This is a genomic window from Curtobacterium sp. 24E2 (assembly GCF_016925595.1).
Lineage (GTDB): Bacteria > Actinomycetota > Actinomycetes > Actinomycetales > Microbacteriaceae > Curtobacterium.
Genome location: NZ_CP068987.1, coordinates 350,409 through 367,997, shown reverse-complemented (window position 1 = coordinate 367,997; position 17,589 = coordinate 350,409). Strand labels below are relative to the sequence as shown.

Here is a 17,589-nt window from a genome sequence, read left to right as displayed (position 1 = left end):
CCTGCGCCCGTGGCTCAGGTCTGGCAGCGCGGACACCAGTAGGTGTCCCGCAGGGTGAGCTCCGAATCGCCGAGGTCTCCTCGCCGGATCCGGGTGCCGCACCGCAGACACGGCTTGCCCGCTCGTCCGTAGACCCAGAACCGACGCCCCGGGCGGTCGATCCCCGTCGTCACCCGGTGGCTGCGGTCCCGGTTCGCCAGGATGAGTCGGCTCGCCAGGGCGATCGTGCGGCCGGCGTCGTGCACCTCGGCCACCGGGCGGGTCGGCAGGACCCCGCGCAGGAAGCAGAGTTCGTTGCGGTAGACGTTGCCGAGGCCGGCGAGCACCCGCTGGTCGAGCAGGGCGAGTCCGACCGGACGTGCAGGATCCCGCGTCAGGTTCTCGAGTGCCAGGTCGGCGTCCCAGTCGGGCCCGAGCAGGTCCGGGCCGAGGTGCCCGACGACCTCGGACTCCTGGTCGCGGGGGATCACCTCGAGCACCCCGAGCGTGAAGCCGACGGTCGAGACGTCCTCGGCGTCGAGGATCGCGCGCGCCAGGTGCGCCGGACGTCGCCAGCGCTCTTCGGGGAGTAGACGTCCCACCGCCCCTCCATCTTGAGGTGCGAGTGCACGGTCAGGTCCCCGATCCGGTGCAGCAGGTGCTTGCCGCGGGGCACGACCTCGTCGACGGTGCGACCGACCAGGTCGACGGTCGCGAACGCGGGCACCCGGAAGTCGCTCCGGGTCAGGACCTTGCCCGCGAGCGCCGTGTGCAACCGATGTGCCGCTCGGTAGACGGTGTCGCCCTCAGGCACGGAGCCGGAGTCCCTGCGGTGTGGCGGTGAACCCGGCGCCGCCCAGTGCGGTGCCGAGCGGGGTGCCGAGCACGAACTCGCCGTCGACGCGCTCGACCGCGAGCTTCCGCAGCCCGGTGCGCACGATGCCCGCGATCGACGCCGCTGCGACGGCCAGGTCGGCGGGGTCGTCGGTGAAGGTCAGCACCGACTTGCCGCCCCGCTCGACGTACACCGCGAGCCGGCCGTCGACCGTGGTGACGAGCGCTCCGGCCTTGCGTCCGGGCCGGTGGCCGCGCGCGCCCGTGGCAGTCGGTGCCGAGGCCTTCTGCGCAGCCGCACCGACAGGGGCGGCGTCGGCGCCCGTGTCGTCCGGATCGGCGGCCGCGCGGTCGTCGGACGGCCAGGGCAGCGATGCTCCGTACGGGTTCGCGGGGTCGGTCGCAGCCAGGGTCAGTGCTTCGCGCTTCCGGTCCGGATCGACACGTTCGTCGTCGTCGAGTTCACGGGCGTAGGTGCGGAGCCGGTCGATCGTCGGGCCGGTGGCGAACTGTGCTGCCCCGAGCCCCTCGATGAAGTACCCGCGTCGCGCCCGCCCGGACTCCTCGAACCGCGACAGCACCCGGTACACGCCCGCGAACCCACCCCGGACCCCCTCCACCTGGACGGCACCGCGCGTCACGACCCCGTACCGCTCGAGCAGCTGTTCGGCGGTCGCCACAGCCCGCACGGTCGAGTCGGACTCGGCGAGCGGCAGCAGGGACCAGCGACCGCCGACGGACGGCGGACCGGACTGCGTCGGCATCGTCGGACGGCGGCGCCCGCGGTAGGCGCGGGCCCGAGGCGCACTGGTGCTCCTCGCCTTGCCGCCGAGCATCGATCGCAGCGGGGCGAACGTGTCGTTCGTGATCTGACCGGCCCAGACCAGGTCCCACAGCGCCGTCGTAAGGGCCGGGTCGTCGGTGCTGCCGACGGCCTGCCCGAGCTGGCGGAAGAAGTACGCGCCACCGCCGGCCAGGGCCCCGAGCACGTCGCGCTGCAGCTCGGTGGTCTCGTCGCCGGAGGGCTCCGCGAGGGTCGTCGAGGCGGTCTCGGCCAGGTGCAGGCGCACCCAGCCGTCGTTGCCGGGCAGGGTCCCGCCGCCGGACCACAGGACCTCGCCGGTGGCGGTGAGCCTCGTCGAGCATGTTCGTCGAGTAGTCGGTCACGCGCGCGGGCAGCACCAGGGTCTCCCAGGCGCTGGCGGGCAGGGCGATACCGGCGAGCTGGTCGATCACCTGCAGGACTCCGTCGACCCCGCGCAGGCCGCCGCGGGTGCCGGGGGTCTGCACGTGCTGCCAGGCGGGCAGGAAGCGCGCGAGCGTGTCCGGTGACACCGGCTCGACCTCGTGCCGGAGCGCGGCGAGCGACTTCGTGCGGATCCGCCGCAGGACTTCGGCGTCACACCACTCGGCGCCCTGCCGATCCGGGCGGAACTCGCCCTCGACCACACGCCGGTCGGCGACCAGACGGCGAAGGGTGTCCTGCACGACGGCGACCCCGAGGCCGAGGCGCCCCGCGGCCTCCTGCGCCGAGAACGGCCCGTGCGACCGGGCGTACCGGCCGACCAGGTCACCGAGCGGGTCGGCGACGGGTTCGACGAACGCGGTCGGTACACCGATCGGCAGCGGGACCCCGAGGGCGTCACGCAGGCGCGAGGCGTCCTCGATGACGGCCCAACGGGTGGACCCGGCGTGCGAGAACGACAGGACGCGGCGGTCCCGTTCGAGCGCGGTGAGCACGGTCTGCACCTCGGTCGTAGCGGCGGTGCGGTCGTCCGACGCCGCCAGCCAGCTGCGGTCGACGGCTTCGTCGACGTCGAGCGCGCCGACGAGCCGCAGCACGTCGACCAGCCCCTCGGCGTCGCGGGCGCGGCGGTCCGGCGAGAGCCGCTGCAGGTCCTGTTCGACCGAGGCGATGACCGCCGGGTCCAGCAGCTCCCGCAGCTCGGCCCGACCGAGCAGTTCGCCGAGCAGCGTCGAGTCGAGCGAGAGCGCCGCAGCCCGACGCTCGGCGAGCGGGGAGTCGCCCTCGTACATGAACGCGGCGACGTACCCGAACAGGATCGACCGAGCGAAGGGGGACGGCGTCTCGGTCTCGGTCTCGACCAGGCGGATGCGGCGGCCGGCGATCTCGTCGGCGATGCCGAGCAGGGCGGGCACGTCGTAGACGTCCTGCAGCACCTCGCGCACGGTCTCGAGCACGATCGGGAACGACGGGTACTTCCTGGCCACCTCGAGCAGCTGCGAGGCCCGTTGCCGCTGCTGCCACAGGGGCGACCGCTGCCCGGGATTCCGACGGGGCAGCAGCAGGGCGCGCGCCGCACACTCGCGGAACCGCGCGGCGAACAGCGCCGACCCACCGACCTCGTCCGTGACGAGTGCCTCGAGGTCGTCGCGCTCGAACACGAACAGGTCGGCACCCGGCGGTTCGGCGTCGGTCTCGGGGATGCGCACCACGATGCCGTCGTCGGCGGCCATCGCGTCGCCGTCGATGCCGTGGCGTTCCCGCAGACGCGCCGCGACGGCCAGGGCCCACGGCGCGTGCACCTGCATGCCGTACGGCGAGTGCAGGATGAGCCGCCAGTCGCCGAGTTCGTCGCGGAAGCGCTCGACCACGAGCGTGGTGTCGTTGGGGACGTGACCGGTGGCCGCGCGCTGGTCGCGCAGGAAGGTCAGCAGGTTCGTGACGGCACGCTCGTCGAGGCCGCCGGCGGCGACCCGGGCGCGGGCGTCGTCGTCCGAGGCGCCCTCGACCTCGCGCACGAACGCCCCTGTCGCGCGACCGAGTTCGGCGGGGCGGCCGATGCCGTCGCCCTTCCAGAACGGCACCCGACCGGGCTGTCCGAACGCCGGGCTCACGATGACCCGGTCGTGGGTGATCTCCTCGATCCGCCAGCTCGTGGCTCCGAGGGCGAAGACGTCGCCGACGCGGGACTCGTAGACCATCTCCTCGTCGAGCTCGCCGACGCGCGACGCCTTCTCGCCGACCATGAACACGCCGAACATGCCGCGGTCCGGGATCGTGCCGCCGCTCGTCACCGCGAGCCGCTGGGCGCCGGGGCGTCCGGTCAGGGTGCCGTGCACGCGGTCCCACACCAGCCGCGGGCGGAGTTCGGCGAACTCGTCGCTCGGGTACCGTCCGGTCACCAGGTCGAGCGTGGCGTCGAACGCCGAGCGGGGCAGGCCGCTGAACGGGGCGCTGCGCCGGACCAGGTCGAACCAGTGCTCGACGTCGACGGTGTCGATCGCCCCGGCCGCGACGGTGTGCTGCGCCAGGACGTCGAGGGGTTCGCCGGCACCGAGATCGACTCGATCTGCCCCGAGACCATCCGTTCCACCGTGACCGCACTGTTGACGAGGTCGGCGCGGTGCTTCGGGAACAGCACCCCGCGGGAGATCTCGCCCACCTGGTGCCCGGCACGCCCGACGCGCTGCAGGCCGCTCGCGACCGAGGGCGGTGCCTCGACCTGGACGACGAGGTCGACCTCGCCCATGTCGATCCCGAGCTCGAGTGAACTGGTCGCGACCACGCACCGCAGTCGACCGGACTTGAGGTCGTCCTCGATGATCGCCCGCTGGTCCTTCGACACCGAGCCGTGGTGGGCGCGGGCGAGCACGGGCACCGCGGTGTCGGAGCCGCCGCCACCGGTCTGCCCGGACGCGCCGATCACCTGCGCCGGCGGCCGCTTCGTGCCCTGGGGTGCGACCGCGTGCGCCGAGGTCCGCGCGGGTGACTGCGGGCGACCCCGCGCCACCGGCAGGCCGTCGTCGGCCGGCGAGACACCTGCCGGGACCAGCGCGTCGGCCACCGCGGCCGGAGCCGCCGCAGCGAGGACGCGCTCTTCGTGGATCTCGTTCAGCCGCGCGGTGAGTCGCTCGGCCAGTCGCCGCGAGTTCGCGAACACGATCGTCGACCGGTGCTCCTCGACGAGGTCGACCACACGTTCTTCGACGTGCGGCCAGATCGAGCCGTTCGAGGGTGCGTCGGACGCGTCCGCACCGACCGGCGGAGCACCGAGCTCGGCCATGTCGTCGACCGGCACGACGACGCGCAGGTCGAAGGTCTTCTGCGCCGGCGGCGCGATGATCGTCACCGGTGCCCGACCCCCGAGGAACCGGGCGACCTCTTCCGGCGGCCGGACCGTGGCGGACAGCCCGATGCGCTGCACCGGCTTGTCGAGCAGGTCGTCGAGCCGTTCGAGCGAGACGGCCAGGTGCGCCCCGCGCTTGGTCGACGCGACGGCGTGGACCTCGTCGACGATGACGGTGTCGACGTTCACCAGGGTCTCGCGCGCCTGCGAGGTGAGCATGAGGTACAGCGACTCGGGCGTGGTGATGAGGATGTCCGGCGGTTGGCGGAGCAGCTTCTGCCGGTCCGACGACGGGGTGTCGCCACTGCGCACCCCGACGGTGACCTCGGGTGGTTCGGTGCCGAGCCGCCGGGCCGTCTGCGTGATGCCGACGAGCGGGCTGCGCAGGTTCCGCTCGACGTCGACGCCGAGGGCCTTGAGCGGCGAGACGTACAGGACCCGCGTGCGCTGCTTGGCCGGGGGCCGGTCGGTCGCGCTGATGAGCCGGTCGATGGACCACAGGAACGAGGCGAGGGTCTTGCCGGAACCGGTCGGCGCGATGACGAGTGCGTGCTGCCCCGTCGAGATGGCGTCCCACGCGCCCGCCTGTGCGGGAGTGGGGGCGTCGAACGCACCACGGAACCACTCCGCGGTCGCGGGGAGAAGCGCTCGAAGACGTCCGTCATGGTCCGTCCCATCCTGCCCGTCACCACCGACAGCAGCCCGAGCGGGGAGTACCCCTTGACAAGACGATAGGTAGCGATCTATCGTGAACACATCGCGATACGACGAAGGCGGAACCAGTCAGACCGATCGCGAGCCGACTCAGCAACAAGGAAGGACGCATCATGCGCCCCATGCACAACGACAACGACAGCAACCACCACCCGCGCGGCCCCCGTTTCGGCGGCGCGCGGCAGCACCACGGCGCCGGCTTCCCCGGCCGCGACCGCGGTGACCACGAGCACGGCGGCCGAGGTGGCCGTGGCTTCGGCCCGGGCTTCGGGCCGGGCATGGGCTTCGGCCCCGGCTTCGGTGGCTTCGGCGGACCCGGCTTCGGTCGCGAACGCCGCCGCCGCGGTGACGTCCGCCTCGCGATCCTCGGCCTGCTGGCCGAGGGGCCGCAGAACGGCTACGCCGTGATCAAGACCATCGCCGAGCGCACCGGCGGCGCCTGGAAGCCGAGCCCCGGCTCGGTCTACCCGACGCTCCAGCAGCTCGTCGACGAAGACCTCGTGGTCTCGTCGGGCGACGGCCGCAAGACGCTCTTCGAGCTCACCGACGCCGGCAAGGCCGAGGCCGAGGCGAAGGCCGACGAGATCGCAGCGGCGCTCGACGCGGCCCCGGGATCCCGGACGCGCAGCGCGAGTTCTTCGAGGCGCTCCGGAAGACCATGGGCGTCCTGCAGATGTACCGGACGACCGCGACGGAGGACCAGGCCAAGGCCGCCACCGCCAAGGTCGACCAGCTCCGCAAGGACCTCCTGCAGATCCTCGCCGACTGACGTCGGAACCCACGAACGGGAGGCACGGTGCCAGCTGGCACCGTGCCTCCCGTCGATCGTCTGGTCCCGCCCACCGCGAGACTCGGCCTGAGCGGCATCACTCGCGCTCGCGAGCGCGAGTGATGCCGCCGAGCCCGAGTCTCGGGGCTCCTACGCCCCGATGAACGCCGCGACGTCCGACAGCTCCGCTGCCGACACCGCGTGCGGCAGGCCCTCGTACGTCCGGTCCGTCACGGTGGTGTTCGCCGCCGCCCACGCCTGCGTCCGCGCAGTGGCCTCCGCCGGGATCACCGGGTCGAGGTCGCCGTGCCCGAGGAAGACCCGCGGGCGGACGGCGGCGACGGCCTCGTCACGCGGGTCCGTCACCCCCGGCACGACGAACCCGGACAGCGACACCGCGAACGCGAACGCAGCCGGTCGTGCACGCAGCAGCTGCAGCGCCATCGATCCGCCCTGCGAGAACCCGAGCAACCCGATCCGCGGGTGGTCGGCGGCGACGGAGTCGACCCACGCGAGCACCTCGGCGACCGCGGCGTCGACGGGCTCGAGTGCGGGGAGCCCGGCGTCCCGAGCGGGTACCAGCTGAACCCCTGGCCCCACGGCATCGGTGCCCGTAGTGACGCCATCGTCCAGGCCGCCGGCAGCGCGGGGGCGAGTCCGAGCAGGTCGCGTTCGTTCGACCCCACCCCGTGCATGGTCACGAGCAGCGGTGTCCCTGCGCGTTCTTCCGCGGGACGGGTCCACTGCACCAGGTCTGCATCGATCATGTGGACAACGCTAACCATCCCCAAGTCCCGCGCCTTCCGCCGAACTCGACGCCGTCCCTGGTAGACACGGTGCATGGCCTCGTTGCAAACCCCCGACCCCGACTCCGGCTGGCTGTCCGACGAGGAACTCGCCAACGCGCGTCGTCGACTCCCCATCTGCTACGTCGAGGCGATCCCCGTCCGCACCGACGGGCTCGGCGTCGTGACCGAGGTCGGGGTGCTCCTCCGCGTGGCCCCGAGCGGTTCGATCGTCCGCACCCTGGTGTCCGGTCGCGTGATGTTCGGCGAGTCCATCCGCACGGCGCTCTTCCGCCACCTCGAGAAGGACCTCGGCCCGATGGCGTTCCCGCAGCTGCCGTCGAGCCCGACGCCGTTCACGGTGGCCGAGTACTTCCCGCTGCCCGGTGCCTCCGTGTACACCGACGAGCGGCAGCACGCGATCTCGCTGGCCTACGTCGTGCCGGTCACCGGCACGTGCGAGCCCCGGCAGGACGCCCTCGAGCTCACCTGGATGACCCCGTCGGAAGCGGCGTCCGACGGCGTCGCCGACGACATGGAGGGTGGCCGCGGCGCCCTGCTGCGCGCGGGCCTCGCATCGGTCGGCGCACTCATGTGACGCACGGCCCGTAGCCGCACACGACGAAGCCCCCGGATCCGATCGGATCCGGGGGCTTCGCAGCGCGGTACTTGACCTGCTTGTTACTTCGTGTCGCGGTCGCTCTTGAGGCTGTCGGCGACGCCGGAAGCGGCGTCCTTGACGTTCGTACCCGCCTGCTTGGTGTCGGCCTTGACCTGGTCGGTCTTGCCCTCAGCCTTGAGGTGGTCGTTGTCCGTCGCGTTCCCGACGGCCTCCTTGACCTTGCCTGCCGCCTTCTCAGCGGCGTTCTTGATGTCTTCGATCCCAGCCATAGGCACTCCTTCCAACAGCGGACGTTTCCCCGTCAGCCGCTTGCGCGGCATCCGGTGAAGAAGAACCTACGCCTCGGGGCCGTCCGCTTCGCAGGCGCCCCCAAGGTTGTCCCCCGCTGGTCAGCGCGAGCCGGATCGACAGATCAGTGGCGGTCGGCAGCGCCGGCCGGACGGGAGGCACGGCGCGACGAGCCACGACGGCCCCCGCCCGACTCCTGGCCGGCTCCACGGCCCGCGGCGTAGCCACCGTCCGAGGACCAGACCGCAGAGGACCCACCGCGCACGGTGTCGCTGCCGGCGCGACGGCTGCCGCCGCTGCGGCGACCACCCGTCGAACCCGCGCCCGCGGCGGCGGAACGCCCGGTGCCCTCGGAACGTGCGCCGCGAGCCGGACGGCCCTGACGGCCCCCGGCCGAACCGGCGGACTCGGAAGCCGAGCCGGAGCGCGCGGGCTGCCCCGAGCCTCCCGGACGGCCGCCGCGACCACGACGGCCACGGTCACCGGCGGAATCGGCGGAGCGCTGCTTCGGCTGACGCTGCTCGCTGCGCGGGCTGGTCCTCGGCGACGTGGCGGATCGGGGCGACCTCGCCGACGAGCGTGGTGACCGCCGGGGAGGTCGCGGTGACCTGCTGCGGGGTGACCTTGATCGCTGCGGCACGCATCATCTGCGCGACGTCGCGACGCTCGGCGGGCATCGTCACCGTGACGACGTCACCGGACGAACCGGCACGGGCGGTACGGCCCGAGCGGTGCAGGTACGCCTTGTGCTCGGTGGGCGGGTCGACGTGCACGACGAGCTCGACGTTGTCGACGTGCACACCACGGGCGGCGACGTCGGTGGCGACGAGGACGAGGGCCTCGCCGGACGAGAACTTCGCCAGGTTCCGCTCACGGGCGCCCTGCGACAGGTTGCCCTGCAGGTCGACGGCCGGGATCCCCTGGCTGCTGAGCTGCTTGGCGAGGCGCTTGGCGTGGTGCTTCGTGCGCATGAAGAGGATGCGGCGGCCGTTGCCCGAGGCGAGGGTGCTCACGAGGTGCTTCTTCGCGTCGGCGTCGGCCACCTCGAACAGGTGGTGGGTCATCGCCTCGACGGGGCTGTTCGCCTCGTCGACGGAGTGCATCACCGGGTTGTGCAGGAACTTCTTGACGAGCTTGTCCACGCCGTTGTCGAGCGTGGCGGAGAACAGCAGACGCTGCCCCTGCTCGGGCGTCGCCTGCATGATCTTGGTCACGCCGGGCAGGAAGCCCATGTCGGCCATGTGGTCGGCCTCGTCGAGGACGGTCACCTCGATGTCACCGAGGTTGACGTGGCCCTGCTGCATGAGGTCGGCGAGGCGACCCGGGCAGGCCACGACGACGTCCACGCCGCCGCGCAGGGCGTCGACCTGACGGCCCTGTCCGACGCCGCCGAAGATGGTCGTGGTGTTGAGGCCCATGGCCTTGGCGAGCGGGGCGAGCGCGACGTCGATCTGGGTCGCGAGCTCACGGGTGGGGGCGAGCACCAGGGCACGGGGGCGGCCGGCGCGGCGCTTGCGGCCACTGGCGGCGAGGCGGGCGACGAGCGGGATCGCGAACGCGATCGTCTTGCCGGAGCCGGTGCGGCCACGGCCGAGGACGTCCTTGCCCTGCAGGGAGTCGGGGAGCGTGTCCTCCTGGATCGGGAACGCGGTCTCCTTGCCCTGGTCGGCGAGGACGGCGACCATCGGGGCGGGGACGCCGAGGTCGGAGAAACGGATGTCTTCGGTGGTCATGGTGACCTTTCGAGCCGGATGAGACCGGCTGTGGGCGCGCTCTGAGGCAGCGCGCGGGCGGGATGCGCGCCAACAGAGGTGGCTGGCGCAGTCGCCGCAGCAGAGAAGCCTGGGCACCTTCGGGAGGTGCTCGATCATCGACCAGAGGATCAGTGGAACGTGGTCGGGAGTTCGGGGCGTCCGTACGACGCACGAGACGATCGGCGTCTCGAGTACCACCAGCATAGCGCGTGCACCCCGCAGAACCCAGGACCGGTCCGTTCGCCGTGTGCATGCGAGGATTCCCGGGTGCGCACGCGAACCGTCCTGATCACCACCGCGATGGCCCTGGTGGCCGTCCTCGGCACCGCCGGCTGCGCCGAGGCCGCTCCGACCAGCGCTGCGGCGAGCTACCGGAACCTGCCGACCTCGGGGCGCCCGGACTACCAGCTCGGCGGCTCCTACACGCCGCCGTCCGGTGTGACGATCGTCGAGCGGGACAGCACCGCGAAGCCCGCGAAGGGCAAGTACGACATCTGCTACGTCAACGGGTTCCAGACGCAGCCCGAGGCCGCCCGCACGTGGACGAAGTCGTACCCCTCGGCGATCCTGCGCGACCGGGCCGGCAAGCCGGTGTCCGACCCGGGCTGGCCGGACGAGATGCTCCTCGACACCCGGACGGCGGCGAAGCGCGCGCTCATCACGAAGGTGCTCGCGAAGTCCATCGCCCGCTGCGCCGACCGCGGGTTCGACGCGGTCGAGTTCGACAACCTCGATTCGTGGACCCGGAGCGGGAAGCGGTTGACGCGCGCCGGCAACCTGGCGCTCGCGAAGGCACTCGTCGACACGGGGCACCGCCACGGTCTGGCCGTCGGGCAGAAGAACACGCCGCAGCTCGGGGCCTCCGGCCGGAAGCAGACCGGGTTCGACTTCGTCGTCGCCGAGGAGTGTGTGCAGTACCAGGAGTGCTCGGCGTACACGAAGGCCTACGGCAAGCGGGTCATCGACATCGAGTACGCGGACACCCTCGAGCGCTCGTGGGCATCGGTGTGCGGGCTGGAGGACCGGCCCGCGATGACGATCCTGCGCGACCGCGACCTGGTGACCCCGGCGGACGACGCGTACGTCTTCGAGCACTGCTGAGCGCGGGTTCCTTCCCAGAACGCCCGCGATGGAACGTCGAATCGGGCGTACTGGGCCGGAACTTCGGACCAGGTACGCCCGGAAGCACCAGGTACGCCCCCGAAGCCCCGCGCCTACGCGGGCCAGGCGTCCTTGAGCGCGGTGGCCGCCTGGTCCGCCGACAGACCCGCCGCGCGGGCAGCGGCAGCCAGCGCGCGGGCCGCATCAGCCACGGCGTCCGGCACCTCGGCCGGCCGCACCACCCGGGTGCCGGCACCACGCGCGGTGTGCACGAGACCGGCCTCCTCGAGCAGCTGGTAGGCCTTCGCGACCGTGCCGGCCGCCAGCCCGAGCTCGTCGGCCAGCCCTCGCACGCTCGGCAGCCGTTCGCCGTCGACGAGGTACCCCGCGCCGATCTGCGCCGCGATCTGCGAGCGGACCTGCTCGAAGGGCGGTACGCGTCCGCCGGCGTCGAGTGCGACCAGTCCTGCCATGCGTTCCACCCTAGAAGTCGTACTGCTCGCCGACCGGGATCGGCACCGGCACGGTGTTGCCGGGAGGCGCGAGCGGGCACGCCCACGCCGGGTCGTACGCGCACGACGGGTTGTACGCGAAGTTGAAGTCCAGCACGAGCGAGTCGGCGTCGTCGCCGCCCAGGTCCGAGCCCTTGATCGTGTCGAGCAGGTAGCGTCCGCCGCCGTACGTACCGCGGGCCTTGCCGGCGCTGGAGTCCTTCACGGGGACGAACAGCCCGCCCCCGTAGCCGCCGTGCGACCAGACGTCGAGCGTGCCGACGCCCGGGACCGTCACGATGCCGAGGCGGTCGAAGTGCACGGTGCCGTCGGTACCGGTCTCGTAGTCGAACTCGGCGGGCTCGGCCGGTTCGATGCGCACCTGGAACCGCCAGGCGGGGTCGTAGTCCGGCACGGGCAGCGACTCGAAGTCGCGGGCATCGTCGTCCAGGAGCGGCGACGCGGGGTGCTCGGCGAACATCGCGTCGCGGGTCTCCCGCCACAGTGCGTGCGCCGTCTGGGGATCGGGCGTCGCGCGGACGCGGCGGTACAGGTCGAACGTCATGCGCCGCCAGTCCACGGTCGCCAGCGTGCTGCGCACACGGTCGTCGGTCGTCGGCTCCTGGGGGCGCGTCTGGCTCACGTGGTCGAGGCTACGCCCGCTCCGCGGTGGACGGGAGGCCCGACTCGCCTCGGTCAGGCAGCATCCGTCCGCCAGGTGGGTGCGAGGGCACGCATCCGGTACGCCCGCCACTGCCAGATGACCCACATCCCCGGCCACAGCAGTGCGCCGAGTGGCCACGGCCGCATCCGGTAGGTCAGGCGGTCGATGAGCAGCGTCCGGTCTCCTGGAGCCGGCACGACCGCCATCCGGTGGCGCATCGTCATCCGGCCGAACAGCCCGCTCGTGCCGCCGCCGTTGTCACGCTGCACGGGGACGCCGTCGATCTCGTACAGGTCGAGGTCGACGTGCGTGTCGCCGCTCGGCACCAGACCGAACGCACTCGCGGTGATCGGGTGCGGGTGCCCCGGTTCCCACCGCTCGGGGAACCCCTCGGGGCTGCGCGAGCGGTACACCAGGAACGGTTTCGTCACCGCGACCATGACCGACGGGGACAGCAGGGCATCGCGCACGGCGTCGACCGGCGCATCGAGGACGATCCGGATACCGACGTGCATGTCCAGGACCCTACGCTCGCGGCCGACGACCACTCTCGGCAAATGTGAAATACGAGTATGTGAGTGTGGACAGCATGCGATCCACTCACCCCCGCTTCCCCTTGCTCGTCGCCCCAGCAGTCCTCCTCGCCCTCGCCGGCTGCGCGGCCGGAACGCCTCCCGAGTCCGACGCGCACGACGCCGGCACGTCGTGGTCGTACGAGGGAGCGGGTGCCCCGCAGCACTGGGGTGGTCTCACCGACGAGTACGGCACGTGCGGCGCCGGCGACCAGCAGTCACCGATCGACCTCCCGGCGGCCCGCGGTGGCGCCGACCTCGACCTCGTGGGCTCGGGTGCTGTCCGGGGGCTGACGGCGGACAACGGGCACACCGTGCAGTTCACCGCTGACGACGGCGCCTCGACGACCGTCGCCGGCGAGGAACTCGACCTGGTGCAGATGCACTTCCACGCGGGCTCGGAGCACACCGTCGACGGCGATCCGGCCGAGGCGGAGTTCCACTTCGTGCACGCCGACGACCGCGGAGCCCTGACCGTCGTCGGGGTCCTCGCCGAGCGGGGCGCGCACAACCCCGCCTACGAGAGCTACCTCGCCGGTGCGACGGCAGGGGCGGGTCGCGAGAGCACGGTGGACGTCGAGGCGATGCTGCCCGCGTCGCGCTCCTTCGCGACCTACGAGGGCTCGCTCACCACGCCGCCGTGCACCGAGGGGGTGCGGTGGATCGTGCTCGAGGACCCGATCGAGCTCGGCGCCGACCAGCTCGCCGACCTCGAGGCAGCGCACGTCGAGAACGCGCGTCCGGTCCAGCCACTGGGTGACCGGACGGTCCGTCACACGCTCTGACGGTCAGGCGTGCCGGGCGGACCGGCGGCGCGACCCCTCGGCACGGTCGTGCTGCCGGAGCCGCTCGGCCAGGGACAGCCGGACCGCCGGCCACTCCGACGCGATGATCGAGAACACCACGGTGTCGCGGAGCGTGCCGTCGCGACCGATCGAGTGGTTCCGCAGCACGCCGTCCTGCTTCGCGCCCAGACCGGCGATCGCGGCACGGGACTGGTGGTTGTGCCAGTGCGTGCGGAACTCCACCGCGATGCACTGCCAGGCCTCGAACGCGTGGGAGAGCATCAGCAGCTTCGCCTCGGTGTTGATGCCCGAACGCTGCGCCGACTTCGCCAGGAACGTGCTGCCGATCTCGACGTGCCGGTTGCCCGCGTCGATGTTCATGAAGGTCGTCGAGCCCACCACGCGGCCGGTCGGACGGTCACGTACCGCGAACGGCACCATGCGACCGGCCTCGTGCTCGGCGAGGCGCCGGTCGATCTCGTCCTCGACCTGGGCCGGCGCGGGGACCGAGGTGTACCAGGTCCGCCACAGATCGCCGTCCGTCACCGCTGCCCGCAGGTCGTCCGCGTGCTCCTGTGACAGGGGCTCGAGGGTCACACGGTCGCCGGTCAGGGTGGGCGCGGGGGCGATCTCCATGGAAGTGCATCCTACGGTCGCCGACCATGGTGGAGCCTGTCGGGACGGCCACCCTGTGGAGAGGGACAGCATCGTCCGGGCGGCTATCGTGACGGACGTGGCAGAACGCACCCAGGAGCAGTACCAGGTCCGGTTCGCGTGGGGCACCGGTGGGGCGGCACGCGTCGCCCACGGCGCACACCTCGTCGTCTGGGTGGACGTCCTGCCGGCCTCGACGGACGCGGCGGCGCAGCGCCGCGCGCTGCGGAACGCGACCGCCCAGCTGCCGGACGGTCCGGAGGTCGTGCTCGGCCACCTCGGCAACGCGGGCGCGGTCGCGGAACGGGTGACGGGCCTCCAGGCCGAGCGGGGTGACCGGTGCGTGGTCGCGGTCGTCGCCGCCGGGCTGCACCATCCCGGAACGTTGGACGACGCGGCCGAGGCCGCGGGCGAGACCGTCGACGTGCCCGACGCACCCGACTTCGCCGTCGAGGACCTGCTCGCCGCCGGCGCCGTCGTCGACGCGCTCGCGGCGGTCGGGATCGACCACACCTCTCCGGAGGCCGCCGCTGCCTGTGCGGCGTACACCGGGCTCCGGCGTGCGGTGAAGCACCTGGTCACGGCGTCCGAGAGCGCGGCCGTCCTCGGTCGCGAGCAGGCGCACGCGGCGCTCACCGTCGGACCGGACCTGGTCGTCCTGCGGGAATCGCGGGGCCGGGCGTAGCGTTCGGGCGGACGGGGACCGGAGCGCCGCCCAGGCCGTCCGGCACCAGCGAGCGAAGGAGCAACGCATGAAGGCAGTCGTCGGCGACACGGTGATCGCGGAGGCCCCGGAAGAGGACCTCATCAAGATCGAGGGCAACTGGTACTTCCCGCCGTCGAGCGTGAAGTCCGAGCTGTTCACCGAGAGCCCCACCCAGTACCACTGCCCGTGGAAGGGCGACACCCAGTACTTCACGGTGAACGTCGACGGACAGGCGCTGCAGGACCGCGCGTGGTCCTACCCGACGCCGATCCCGTCGTCGTTCGACCGCGTCGGCAAGGACTACTCGGGCTACGTCGCGTTCTGGAAGGACGTCACGGTCGTCGAGTGACGACCGACGTCACGGCACTCACTGCGTCACCGTCAGCACGACCAGCGCGACGTTGAGCGCCACGATGACCGCCGCGATCACCCACGCCACCACGCGGGTGGTCGCGGCGTTCACGTCCGTGCCCATGATGCTGCGGCGCGACGTGTAGACGACCAGCGGGATGATCGCGAACGCGATCCCGAAGCTCAGCACCACCTGGCTCACCACCAGCAGCATCGTCGCGTCGACACCGATCGCGAGCAGCACGATCGCCGGCACCAGGGTGACCACGCGCCGCGCCACGAGCGGGATCCGGACGTGCAGCAGCCCCTTCATGATCTCGGCGCCGGCCATGCAGCCGACCGAGGTCGAGGCCAGTCCGGACGCCAGCAGCCCCACCGCGAAGAGCACCCCGACGACGGGCCCGACGTGGTCGGCGATCGCCCGCTGGGCACCGGGGATCGAGTCGGTGCCGGCGACGCCGGGCAGCGTCGCCGCGGCGAGGACGAGCATGCAGATGTTGACGCCGCCGGCGACGACCAGCGCGAGACCGACGTCCCATCGGGTCGCGACGAGCACGCGGCGGCGCTCCGGGCCGGCGGGGACGTCGCCGTGTCGGTCGCGCGCGAGCGCCGAGTGCAGGTAGACCGCGTGCGGCATGACCGTCGCGCCGAGCATCGACGCCGCGAGCATCACCGACTCGGAGCCCTCGAACCGCGGCACCAGGCCGCTGACGAGCTCGGCGGGGAGACCTGCGCGAAGAGCAGTCCGGCGCAGAAGCCGACGGTCAGGATCGCGAGCATCGCCGTGACGACGGCTTCGAACGTGCGGGTCCCGCGGCGGCTGTGCAGGGTCAGCAGGAGCATCGAGACGACGCCCGTGATGAGCCCGCCGGCGACGAGCGGCAGGCCGAAGAGCAGGTGCAGGGCGAGTGCGCCACCGATCACCTCGGCGATGTCGGTCGCGGCCGCGACGATCTCGGCCTGCCCCCAGAACAGCAGTCTCGGGGTGCGACGCATCCGCAGGCCGAGGTGCTCCGGCAGGGACTTGCCCGTGACGACGCCGAGCTTGGCGGACAGGTACTGCACGACCACGGCGCTGGCGTTCGCGGCGACCAGGACCCAGAGCAGCAGGTAGCCGTACTTCGCACCGGCGGTGAGGTTCGCGGCGACGTTGCCGGGGTCGACGTAGGCGATGGCCGCGACGAACGCCGGGCCGAGCAGGGTCAGGCCCGCGGCGCGGCGGCGCGGCGTACCGGAGGGCTGCTCGGTGGTCCTGGCGGCGGCGGTGTCGGTCACGGGACCAGCATGCCAGAGAATTCGGCACGTCGAATCTTTATCTTCGACACGGCGTTGCGCTGGCCGGTCGCCACTTGCGCGTGAGTGTGTCGGGTGGTCAGGACTCGTCGCTTGCTTTTCGTCGGCTGGTCGCAATCTGTCGGCTGCGCCGCTGTCGGGCGACCGTCGGTGACCGCTCGGCGGAGGTGAGCGGGGTGTCGTGACCGCTCGCGAAGGGCGGACGGGAGGCCCGTGGCTGCGCGGCCACGCGCCTCCTGTGCGGTCGGGTGGTCGCGACTCGTCGCTTGCTTTTCGTCGGCTGGTCGCAATCTGTCGGCTGCGCCGCTGTCGGGCGACGGTCGGTGACCGCTCGGCGGTGGTGCGCGGGGTGTCGTGACCGCTGGCGAAGGGCGGACGGGAGGCCGGTGGCGGCGCGGCCACCAGAGGTGGCCACGCCGTGCTCACTCCGCGGTCAGGCCGCCGCGCGCCGAGCGCGGTGCGCACGGACCTTGGCGCGGTTCCCGCAGCGCTGCATCGAGCACCAGCGACGCGTCCCGCCCCGCGAGGAGTCGTAGAAGACCAGCGCGCAGTCGTCCGCCGAGCAGCGGCTCAGACGCGTCGGCCGGCCGTCGGCCTCGACGTCGTCGAAGCCGACCTCGGTGAACAGCGCGACGGCGTCGCGCGCGACGCTGGACAGCGCCTGGGCCAGGCGGACGCGGTTGGCTCCGGCACGGCGTCGGCCACCCGGGAGGCTCGGGGGCACGTCCGGCAGGGCGGCGAACAGGTTGACGGTGTCGATGTCGTCGGGCGCGGGGCGCGTGCGGCCGGTCCCGGCACGCAGGCCCGCCGCGACGGCGGTGCGCTCGGCCGCGGTGGTCGCCGGGCCGGGGGCCGCGGCGACGGCCAGGCGGGCGATCGCCGCGCGGAGCGCACGGGCGTCCTGCAGCTCGCGCGCACTCGCCCCGACGTCGATCGGCTCGGTGTGGTCGCTGAGCCACTCGTCCAGGTCCGCCGGGCTCGCGAGCAGCTCACCGAGTTGCGATCGGGGACGCCGGCCGTCCGGGTCGTCGGCGAACCCACCCGTGTGCGCGAAGTCCAGGGCGATCCGACCGGCGTCGAAGAACCAGGTGGATCCGGCGTCCGTGCGGATGTGCTGCCCCGTGTGCATCCGTCCA

General features: G+C 72.5%; 14 protein-coding genes and 3 pseudogenes. 6 read left to right on the top strand and 11 right to left on the bottom strand.

All coding sequences use genetic code 11. The features are described from left to right. Positions 1–14: 14 nt before the first annotated feature. Together JN350_RS01825 and JN350_RS01820 are read right to left on the bottom strand one after the other, a co-directional pair. A pseudogene (locus JN350_RS01825) lies at positions 15–793 on the bottom strand (Fpg/Nei family DNA glycosylase). Continuing rightward, a pseudogene (locus JN350_RS01820) lies at positions 786–5,569 on the bottom strand (Lhr family ATP-dependent helicase). Before JN350_RS01820 ends, JN350_RS01825 begins: the two co-directional pseudogenes overlap by 8 nt. 171 nt (positions 5,570–5,740) lie before the next feature. On the opposite strand from JN350_RS01820, the gene JN350_RS01815 reads away from it, so the two are divergent. Then, positions 5,741–6,478, top strand: coding sequence for a PadR family transcriptional regulator (locus JN350_RS01815; RefSeq protein ID WP_240347475.1), 738 nt, complete (start codon positions 5,741–5,743; stop codon positions 6,476–6,478). Positions 6,479–6,537: 59 nt separating this feature from the next. On the opposite strand, the gene JN350_RS01810 is transcribed toward JN350_RS01815, so the two are convergent. Further along, on the bottom strand, positions 6,538–6,987 hold the full coding sequence (locus JN350_RS01810; RefSeq protein ID WP_240347474.1) for an alpha/beta hydrolase-fold protein: 450 nt from the start codon (positions 6,985–6,987) through the stop codon (positions 6,538–6,540). A gap of 240 nt (positions 6,988–7,227) precedes the next feature. Between JN350_RS01810 and JN350_RS01805 the strand changes: the two genes are divergently transcribed. Beyond that, a complete protein-coding gene (locus tag JN350_RS01805; protein WP_205463352.1) occupies positions 7,228–7,770 on the top strand; it encodes an NUDIX hydrolase family protein in 543 nt (180 codons plus the stop codon). An 83-nt stretch (positions 7,771–7,853) separates the two neighbouring features. On the opposite strand, the gene JN350_RS01800 is transcribed toward JN350_RS01805, so the two are convergent. After that, on the bottom strand, positions 7,854–8,063 hold the full coding sequence (locus tag JN350_RS01800) for a CsbD family protein (RefSeq protein WP_111083508.1): 210 nt from the start codon (positions 8,061–8,063) through the stop codon (positions 7,854–7,856). A 498-nt stretch (positions 8,064–8,561) separates the two neighbouring features. Further along, positions 8,562–9,815, bottom strand: a complete 1,254-nt coding sequence (locus tag JN350_RS01795) for a DEAD/DEAH box helicase (RefSeq protein ID WP_461963475.1) — start codon at positions 9,813–9,815, stop codon at positions 8,562–8,564. A gap of 288 nt (positions 9,816–10,103) precedes the next feature. Here JN350_RS01795 and JN350_RS01790 point away from each other — a divergent pair, with 288 nt between their 5' ends. Beyond that, entirely contained in the window at positions 10,104–10,937 is an 834-nt protein-coding gene (locus JN350_RS01790) for an endo alpha-1,4 polygalactosaminidase (protein ID WP_205463351.1), read from the top strand. 113 nt (positions 10,938–11,050) lie between these two features. Here JN350_RS01790 and JN350_RS01785 read toward each other — a convergent pair whose 3' ends face one another. The 3 genes from JN350_RS01785 to JN350_RS01775 form a co-directional block, all read right to left on the bottom strand. Further along, positions 11,051–11,410, bottom strand: coding sequence for a GntR family transcriptional regulator (locus JN350_RS01785; RefSeq protein ID WP_165901018.1), 360 nt, complete (start codon positions 11,408–11,410; stop codon positions 11,051–11,053). 10 nt (positions 11,411–11,420) lie between these two features. Then, positions 11,421–11,993, bottom strand: coding sequence for a DUF1684 domain-containing protein (locus tag JN350_RS01780; protein ID WP_205464333.1), 573 nt, complete (start codon positions 11,991–11,993; stop codon positions 11,421–11,423). Positions 11,994–12,124: 131 nt separating this feature from the next. Next, entirely contained in the window at positions 12,125–12,607 is a 483-nt protein-coding gene (locus JN350_RS01775) for a hypothetical protein (RefSeq protein WP_123293092.1), read from the bottom strand. Positions 12,608–12,681: 74 nt separating this feature from the next. Here JN350_RS01775 and JN350_RS01770 point away from each other — a divergent pair, with 74 nt between their 5' ends. After that, complete coding sequence (locus JN350_RS01770; RefSeq protein ID WP_205463350.1) at positions 12,682–13,449, top strand: carbonic anhydrase; 768 nt, start codon at positions 12,682–12,684, stop codon at positions 13,447–13,449. 3 nt (positions 13,450–13,452) lie between these two features. Here JN350_RS01770 and JN350_RS01765 read toward each other — a convergent pair whose 3' ends face one another. Further along, on the bottom strand, positions 13,453–14,085 hold the full coding sequence (locus tag JN350_RS01765) for a GNAT family N-acetyltransferase (RefSeq protein ID WP_205463349.1): 633 nt from the start codon (positions 14,083–14,085) through the stop codon (positions 13,453–13,455). A 97-nt stretch (positions 14,086–14,182) separates the two neighbouring features. Here JN350_RS01765 and JN350_RS01760 point away from each other — a divergent pair, with 97 nt between their 5' ends. Then, a complete protein-coding gene (locus tag JN350_RS01760; RefSeq protein WP_240347473.1) occupies positions 14,183–14,788 on the top strand; it encodes a hypothetical protein in 606 nt (201 codons plus the stop codon). A gap of 67 nt (positions 14,789–14,855) precedes the next feature. Then, positions 14,856–15,158: a DUF427 domain-containing protein gene (locus JN350_RS01755; RefSeq protein WP_111083501.1), complete on the top strand. Its 303-nt coding sequence runs from the start codon at positions 14,856–14,858 to the stop codon at positions 15,156–15,158. An 18-nt stretch (positions 15,159–15,176) separates the two neighbouring features. Here JN350_RS01755 and JN350_RS01750 read toward each other — a convergent pair. Both JN350_RS01750 and JN350_RS01745 read right to left on the bottom strand, forming a co-directional pair. Continuing rightward, positions 15,177–16,435 (bottom strand): annotated as a pseudogene (locus JN350_RS01750) (Nramp family divalent metal transporter). A 451-nt stretch (positions 16,436–16,886) separates the two neighbouring features. Beyond that, entirely contained in the window at positions 16,887–17,582 is a 696-nt protein-coding gene (locus tag JN350_RS01745) for a CGNR zinc finger domain-containing protein (RefSeq protein WP_123311680.1), read from the bottom strand. Between the last annotated feature and the right edge of the window lie 7 nt (positions 17,583–17,589).

Excerpts from the sequence above, each read along its gene's own strand:
- JN350_RS01770 (WP_205463350.1), top strand. The coding sequence starts at position 12,682 with ATGCGATCCACTCACCCCCGCTTCCCCTTGCTCGTCGCCCCAGCAGTC.
- JN350_RS01795 (WP_461963475.1), bottom strand. The coding sequence starts at position 9,815 with ATGACCACCGAAGACATCCGTTTCTCCGACCTCGGCGTCCCCGCCCCG.
- JN350_RS01755 (WP_111083501.1), top strand. The coding sequence starts at position 14,856 with ATGAAGGCAGTCGTCGGCGACACGGTGATCGCGGAGGCCCCGGAAGAG.
- JN350_RS01785 (WP_165901018.1), bottom strand. The coding sequence starts at position 11,410 with ATGGCAGGACTGGTCGCACTCGACGCCGGCGGACGCGTACCGCCCTTC.
- JN350_RS01780 (WP_205464333.1), bottom strand. The coding sequence starts at position 11,993 with ATGACGTTCGACCTGTACCGCCGCGTCCGCGCGACGCCCGATCCCCAG.
- JN350_RS01805 (WP_205463352.1), top strand. The coding sequence starts at position 7,228 with ATGGCCTCGTTGCAAACCCCCGACCCCGACTCCGGCTGGCTGTCCGAC.
- JN350_RS01800 (WP_111083508.1), bottom strand. The coding sequence starts at position 8,063 with ATGGCTGGGATCGAAGACATCAAGAACGCCGCTGAGAAGGCGGCAGGC.
- JN350_RS01815 (WP_240347475.1), top strand. The coding sequence starts at position 5,741 with ATGCACAACGACAACGACAGCAACCACCACCCGCGCGGCCCCCGTTTC.
- JN350_RS01765 (WP_205463349.1), bottom strand. The coding sequence starts at position 14,085 with ATGGAGATCGCCCCCGCGCCCACCCTGACCGGCGACCGTGTGACCCTC.
- JN350_RS01775 (WP_123293092.1), bottom strand. The coding sequence starts at position 12,607 with ATGCACGTCGGTATCCGGATCGTCCTCGATGCGCCGGTCGACGCCGTG.
- JN350_RS01745 (WP_123311680.1), bottom strand. The coding sequence starts at position 17,582 with ATGCACACGGGGCAGCACATCCGCACGGACGCCGGATCCACCTGGTTC.